Raw genomic sequence first — 7,113 nt, 5'->3', positions numbered from 1 at the left:
CGTGCCGCGCCGGGTGACGGCGCTGCTCGGGCCCGCCCCGGCGGCGCGGCGCCGACCGTCGTTCTTCACGGCCGCGGGCCTCGCGGTCTGGGGGGCCGCCGCCGGGACGGCCGTGTCGGCGATGTCGTCGGCGAACGCGGCCGTGACCATGCTCGTCATCCTGCACGCCGCGACGCCCCTGTGACCGAGCCGGGAACACGGGCCCGCTCGCGCTCGTTGCCAAGGTGAACGTTCCAGTGAAGGAGTCACCCTTGTCCGCCAGATCGACGGACTCTCCGGGGCACAGTCCCCGACCATCCCGCCGCATCCCCTCTCAGCGCGGCACGCACGGCACACGGCGGGGTGGTGTTCGATGACGAGTGCCGTTGTCGGCCTGCTGGCCGTCCTGGTGCTGACCCTGGGAACGGGCTACTTCGTGGCCCAGGAGTTCGCATACGTGTCCGCCGACCGGCTCGCCCTGGCCCGGCAGGCCGAGGCCGGAGACCGCGGGGCCGCGCGCGCACTGAAGGTGCTGGAGCGGCTGTCGTTCATGCTGTCCGGCGCGCAGCTCGGCATCACCGTCACCGGCCTGGTCGTCGGCTTCATCGCCGAGCCGTCGGTGTCCGCGCTGCTCGAACCCGCCCTGTCGGCTCTCGGCCTCCCCGAGGGGGCCGTCGCCGGAGTGTCCGTCGTGCTCGCCTTCGTGCTGGCCACGGTCGTGCAGATGGTGATCGGCGAGCTGGCCCCCAAGAACCTCGCCATCGCCGTCCCCGAACGGCTGGCGAAGTCCCTGGCCGGCTCCACCCTGGCGTATCTGCGCATCGTGGGTCCCGTCGTGCGCGTCTTCGACGGGGCGGCCGACCGGCTGCTGCGCAGGGCGGGCATCGAGCCGGTCGAGGAACTGCACCACGGCGCGACCCTGGAGGAACTCGGCCACCTCATCGGTGAGTCCCACGAGCAGGGCCGGCTTCCCGCCGGCACCGCCCAACTCCTCGACCACGCGCTGGAGTTCTCCGAGCGCACCCTCGACGAGGTCATGGTGCCCCGCGCGGACTGCGTCTTCGTCCGCAAGGACGCGAGCCTCGCCGAGGCCGTCGAACTGATCGCCGCGCACGGCCACTCCACCTACCCCGTCCTCGGCGACCACCCCGACGACGTCACCGGCGTACTGGGCGTGCGCGAACTGACCGCGCTGCCCGCCGACCGCTTCCCCGACACCACGGCCGCCGCGGCCGCCCGCCGCCCCCTGCTGCTGCCCGACACGCTTCCGCTGCCGGACGCGGTGGAGCACATGCGCTCCCGGGGCGACGAGTTCGCGGTCGTCCTGGACGAACACGGCGGGGTCGCCGGCATCGTCACCTACGAGGACATCGCCGAGGAACTCGTCGGGGACATCGCCGACGAGTCCGACCGCGTCACCGCCGTCGCGGTCGCCGACGGCGACGGCTGGCTGGTGGACGCAGGACGACGGCTCGACGAAGTGGCCGAGGCCACCGGCGTCGAACTGCCCGAGGAGGACGACTACGACACCGTGGCAGGCCTGGTCGTCGACCGGCTGGGCCGCTTCCCGACCATCGGCGACCGTCTCGCCCTCGACCTGCCCGGCGGCGGCCGCGCGCTGATCGACGTCCACACCCTCGACCGGCATGTGCCCGAACGGGTGCGCATCGAGCTGTTCGAGCTGCAGGAAGGCGAGCGGTCATGAGCTTCCCGACGGCGCTCTTCGTCACCGTGCTGCTGCTGATCGGCAGCGGGTTCTTCGTCGCCGCCGAGTTCGCCCTCGTCGCGGCCAGACGGCACCGTATGGAGAAGGCGGCCGCCGAGGGACGGCGCGGTGCGGGCGCGGCCCTCGCCGGCATGCGCGAGCTGTCGCTGACGCTGGCCGGGGCCCAACTCGGCATCACCGTCTGCACTCTGGGCCTCGGCTCGGTCTCCAAGCCCGCGATCTCCCACGAGCTCGACCCGCTGCTGCACGACCTCGGGCTGCCCAGCGCCCTCAGCTACGGCGTCGCGTTCGCCGTGGCGATGATCGTGGTCGTGTTCCTGCACATGGTCGTCGGTGAGATGGCCCCGAAGTCCTGGGCCATCGCGCACCCCGAACGCTCGGCGATGCTGCTCTCCCCGTCCTTCCGCGCGGTGGTCAACGCCGTGCGGCCGCTGATCCGGGTGCTCAACGCGATGAGCAACGCGCTGGTGCGGCTGTGCCGGGTCACCCCGCGCGACGAGCTGACGTCCGTCCACAACCGCGAGCAGCTCGCCCATCTCGTCGAGGAGTCCGAGCGGCTCGGGCTGATCAGCAAGGACGACTCCGAGCTGATCACCAACTCGCTGACGGAGCCGCAGACGCCGGTCGCCGCGCTGCGGATCCCGGCCGAGCTGATCACCTCGGTGCGGGCGGAGGCCGACGTCGCGGAGATCCTCGCCATCGCGGCCGCACACGACCACAGCCGTCTGCTGGTCCGCGACGCGGAGACCGTCGTCGGCTCCGTCCACGCGCGCGACGCCCTGGTCGCCCGCGCCCGGGGCCGTGCGGTCACCGCCCGCGACCTGGCCCGTCCGGTGCCCGAACTGGCGGCCCAGGACACCGTCGGCGAGGCCATCGAGCGGTTGCGCCGCCGCCGGGCGAGCCTCGCCGTGGTCCGCGACGACGAGGGCCGGCTCACCGGCCTGGTCACCCTGGACGACCTGCTCGCGCGGCTGCTGCACCCGCAGACGACGTGAGCTCGGCGGGTACACGGTTCGTGACCGCCCCGGAGCCACGGCCGGAGTGTGCGGGGCGGGCGGGCTGTGCGGGCGGGCTGTGCGGAGTGCGGGGAGTTGGTCGTTTTGGTGGAACGGTCCGGGCGTCCGACCGCCCGGACCGTTCCACCGGGACGCCGCCTGTGCGTCGAACGGGTCAGCTCGCGCTGCAGGAGACGGTGGGCCAGGTCCAGTTGCCGTTGGGTTGGACGGTGACGCCGAAGGTGTTGCCGCTGCCGTTGGGTTTGGCGGTCAGCACTTGGGCGCTGGGGAAGCTGGCGGTGGTGTTCCAGGTGGAGAGGATCTTGGCGGGGGAGGGGATGTTCATGGTGACGGTCCAGTTGCTGGATCCGCTGACGGCGACGTTGAGGTTGTACCGGTCGCCCCACTGCTGACCGGCGGAGAGCGTCGCGGAACACGCACCGCCACCGCCCCCACCGCCGCCCCCACCGCCGCCCCCACCGTCGGGGGCGACGGCGCGGCCGGTCTGCGGCGAGATCATCCCGGCGCACAGGCCGCGGCTCGCCAGGCCCTGTGCGATCCGGGGGATCGCGGCGATCGTGTTGGCGGGCCAGTCGTGCATGAGGATGACCTGGCCGTTGGTGAGCCGGCCCGCGGCCTGCACGATCGCGTCGGTGCTCGCGCCGTTCCAGTCCTGCGAGTCCACGTCCCAGATGATCTCGGTCAGGCCGTACCTGGCCTCGACGGCGCGCACCGTGGAGTTGGTCTCGCCGTACGGCGGACGGAACAGTTTGGGCGTGCCGCCGCCCGCCCCCGCGATCGCCTGCTGGGTGCGGGAGATCTCGGAGTCGATCTGCGACTGGCTCTGCTGGGTCAGGTGCGGATGGGTGTAGCTGTGGTTGCCGACCCACATCCCCGCGTCGACCTGGGCCCGCACCTGGGACGGGCGTGCCGCGGCGTACTGGCCCTCGTTGAACATCGTGGCCCGCAGCCCGTTCTGCTTGAGGGCGTTGAGCAGGGCCGGCGTGGTGCCGGACGGCCCGTCGTCGAAGGTGAGCCCGACGTATCCGTTGCAGACGGCGGCCTGCGCCGGAGCGGCGGTCTGGACGGTGAGGGCGCAGGCGGCGGTCGCGAGGACGACCGGCCCGGTGGCGAGGGCGCGTAACGAGAGTCGTGGTCTGGTGCTCATACGGAGTGCTCCTCCAGCCTGAGGCGAGGGTGCGGGAGTCAGCTCGCGCTGCAGGAGACGGTGGGCCAGGTCCAGTTGCCGTTGGGTTGGACGGTGACGCCGAAGGTGTTGCCGCTGCCGTTGGGTTTGGCGGTCAGCACTTGGGCGCTGGGGAAACTGGCGGTGGTGTTCCAGGTGGAGAGGATCTTGGCGGGGGAGGGGATGTTCATGGTGACGGTCCAGTTGCTGGATCCGCTGACGGCGACGTTGAGGTTGTACCGGTCGCCCCACTGCTGACCGGCGGAGAGCGTCGCGGAACACGCACCGCCCCCACCGCCACCGCCACCGCCGCCGCCCGAACCGCCGTCGCCCAAGGTGATGTTGGAGCTTCCGCTGCTCTGGTAGCCCTCGGTCGCGAGGATCATGTAGTAGTTGAAGCTGCCGAGCGGCATGCCGGCCCGGGCCCAGGCGTCGAAGTGGTTTCCGGTGGTGATGGTGCCACCCGTGCGCTTCGACTGCCGCACGCTCCAGTACTGGTCGAAGGTCCGGTTGCCCTCGACGGAGGGGGCGTTGTACCGCGTCGTCTTGTAGATGTCGTACGTACCGCCGTCGCTGGTGACGGTGCCCTTGTACGTTCCCGTGGGCCGGTAGGTGCCCCAGTTGTCGACGATGTAGTACTCGACGAGCGGATTCGACGTCCACCCGTACAGGGACAGATAGGCGTTGCCGGACGGGTTGAAGGAGCCCGAGTAGGTCACGCTCCTGCGGCCGCCGTTGCTCCAGCCCTTGCCGGCGACGAAGTTGCCGGTGTTGCGCCAGGACGTGCCGTAGGAGCCGCCGGATCCCAGGTTCATGGACACCGAACCGGGCGAGTCGGTCCAGAACGAGTAGTAGTAACCGTTGTTGGTGCCGGTCTGGTTGGTGGTGACGACGGTGTCGGCGTACGCGACGCCGGGCGACGTCAACGCGGCGAGGGCGACCAGGATCGTGGTGCAGACGCCGCTGAGGAACAGCCTGAAGCGTGCGGGTGCGTTCATGTACGTGTTTCCTCCTCGTCCTCATGAGGCCGATCCCGCCCGACAGGCGGGGACCGGCCCCTCGGATTGACCGTCAGTGTTGGTATGGCCCTGCCAACTGTCAATACTTTCGGCATTGATTTCGAAACATTCGTAAAGGGATTCGTTCCCGCGTATAGACGTTTCCGCAGTTCAGTGCGGCGAGAACGGCAAATCAATCAACAATGATGAGCAAGGCTCAGGATGTGAAGATCCTTTTACTGGATCAAGAATCCCGAATGTTTCGAAGCATTTCCGTTCGGCCTTGCTTCGCCCTCGGCGCTTCCGTCCCACCCCTGGCCCACCCCTGGCTCACCCCTAGCTCACCTTGGTCGTTCCCTTCACCGTTCCCTTTGCTGTTCCTTCGGCCGTTCCTTCAGTCGTTCTTTCGGCCGTTCGGCGAACTGCTTTTCGGACTGTTGTCGTTCGTCCCGTTGACACCATGCGCAACCCCTCTTACTGTCACGCCAACATGCCGACCATGTGACGGTATTTCGAACGGTTGAAGGGCAAGTGCCTTGCGCGCCAACGGAATCAGCACACGCGTGGTCGGAGCACCGTGGCGCACCCCGGCGTGCTTACAGGCGCATGCCGACAACGCGACCACGAGAGTCGGCGTACGTCGGCTGCCGGGCCGCACCTACGCGCCGTCCGCCGATCCGCGCGGCCCCGAGGCGCTTGAGCGCCCGCTCGCGCACAGAGCCGGCCGGCACGACCTCCGGTCGTTCCAGCGAGACCCCCCGCCCGTCCGCCGCCCGTGAAGCGCGAGCACACCACGGCCGCCGCCGACCTCGGCAGCCCCGTGCGCGTCTTCGATCCCCCGCAGCGGATCCGTCACGGCGCGTCCCTCCCCCCACCTGAAGTTCGGCCTGCCCAGGGCGCCCGGCACCCCTCGGTGCGCGCGGTCCCCTCAAGGGGCGGCCCCGAACCCGTCCGGGAACGGTGGCACAGCACGTCCGACCCACCTGCTGTCCCGCCACCGCGACCCACCCTCCCCGGCCCCGGTCGTCCCCGCCGTCCCCCTGCCGCCACCCGGCACGCCGTCCTCCTCTCAACGACGAGAAGAACAAGGAACGATCACCATGCGCAACCGAAGAGCCGCCCTCGCCACCCTCGCCGGGGCCGCCTCCCTGGCTCTCACCCTGTCCGGCTGCGGACAGACCACGGCGAGCGGCGGCAAGGCCCACTCCGGTGACGCCACCATCGGCATCGCCATGCCGACCCAGGCCTCCCAACGCTGGCTCACCGACGGAAAGAGCGTCGTCGACGACCTGAAGGCCAAGGGGTACGGCACCAAGCTGGTCTACGGGGAGGACAACCCGAAGACCCAGGTCGCGCAGATCGAGAAGCTGGTCAAGGAGGGCGTCGACGCGCTGATCATCGCCGCCATCGACAACAAGTCGCTGAGCGGCGTACTCCAGCAGGCCGCCGCGGCGAAGATCCCGGTGATCTCCTACGACCGGCTCATCCTCGGCACCCAGAACGTCGACTACTACGTCTCCTTCGACAACGAGCAGGTCGGCCGGCTCCAGGCCCTCTACATCATCGACAAGCTCGGCCTGGAGAAGGGCAAGGGACCGTTCAACATCGAACTGTTCGCCGGCTCCCCCGACGACAACAACACCCAGTTCTTCTTCGACGGCTCGATGCATCTGCTGCAGCCGTACATCGACAGCGGACAACTGGTCGTCCGGTCCGGGCAGACGGCGCTCGACAAGGTCACCACCCTGCGCTGGGACGGCCCCACCGCGAAGAGGCGCATGGACGTCGTTCTGTCGCAGTCGTACCGGAACAGGAAGGTGGACGCGGTCCTGTCGCCGTACGACGGCATCTCCATCGGCGTCCTGACGGCGCTGAAGAACGACGGCTACGGCTCCGGCAGCAAGCCGCTGCCGGTCATCACCGGCCAGGACGCGGAACTTCCCTCGGTGAAGTCGATCATCGCGGGCCAGCAGTCGCAGACCATCTACAAGGACGTCCGTGAACTCGCCTCGGTGGCGGCTGACATGGTCGACGACCTACTCAACGGCAAGACCCCGAAGGTGAACAACAGGCGGTCCTACAAGAACGGCGTCAAGGCCGTCCCGGCCCACCTGCTCCAGCCGACGAGCGTCGACAAGAGCAACTACGAGTACGTCCTGGTCGCGGGCGGTTACTACAAGGACGCGCAGCTCAGGTAGCGGCGGAGCGGCCAGGACGCAGCCCGGGCAG

The 7,113-nt window shown here is 69.6% G+C and carries 5 protein-coding genes and 1 pseudogene; 4 read left to right on the top strand and 2 right to left on the bottom strand.

The genetic code is table 11. The annotated features are described in order from the left end of the window. From BG482_RS30480 to BG482_RS30470, 3 genes and pseudogenes are all read left to right on the top strand, one after another. Window positions 1-184: pseudogene (locus BG482_RS30480) on the top strand (M56 family peptidase); the annotation flags it as partial. 168 nt (window positions 185-352) lie between these two features. After that, window positions 353-1,684: a hemolysin family protein gene (locus BG482_RS30475; RefSeq protein ID WP_069772398.1), complete on the top strand. Its 1,332-nt coding sequence runs from the start codon at window positions 353-355 to the stop codon at window positions 1,682-1,684. Beyond that, window positions 1,681-2,700 (top strand): hemolysin family protein, encoded by a 1,020-nt coding sequence (locus BG482_RS30470; protein ID WP_069772397.1) that lies wholly within the window; start codon window positions 1,681-1,683, stop codon window positions 2,698-2,700. Before BG482_RS30475 ends, BG482_RS30470 begins: the two co-directional genes overlap by 4 nt. A gap of 175 nt (window positions 2,701-2,875) precedes the next feature. On the opposite strand, the gene BG482_RS30465 is transcribed toward BG482_RS30470, so the two are convergent. Both BG482_RS30465 and BG482_RS30460 read right to left on the bottom strand, forming a co-directional pair. Then, the gene (locus BG482_RS30465) at window positions 2,876-3,868 is read right to left on the bottom strand and encodes a polysaccharide deacetylase family protein (RefSeq protein WP_069772396.1); all 993 of its coding nucleotides are present in this window, start codon (window positions 3,866-3,868) and stop codon (window positions 2,876-2,878) included. Between the two features lie 38 nt (window positions 3,869-3,906). Next, window positions 3,907-4,884, bottom strand: coding sequence for a glycoside hydrolase family 11 protein (locus BG482_RS30460; protein WP_069772395.1), 978 nt, complete (start codon window positions 4,882-4,884; stop codon window positions 3,907-3,909). 1,100 nt (window positions 4,885-5,984) lie between these two features. On the opposite strand from BG482_RS30460, the gene chvE reads away from it, so the two are divergent. After that, on the top strand, window positions 5,985-7,082 hold the full coding sequence (gene chvE / locus BG482_RS30455; protein WP_069772394.1) for a multiple monosaccharide ABC transporter substrate-binding protein: 1,098 nt from the start codon (window positions 5,985-5,987) through the stop codon (window positions 7,080-7,082). The last annotated feature ends 31 nt before the right edge of the window (window positions 7,083-7,113 follow it).

This window comes from Streptomyces sp. LUP30 (assembly GCF_001746365.1).
GTDB lineage: Bacteria > Actinomycetota > Actinomycetes > Streptomycetales > Streptomycetaceae > Streptomyces.
The sequence above is the reverse complement of the archived record's forward strand: the minus strand, read 5'-3'. Positions and strand labels throughout refer to the sequence as shown.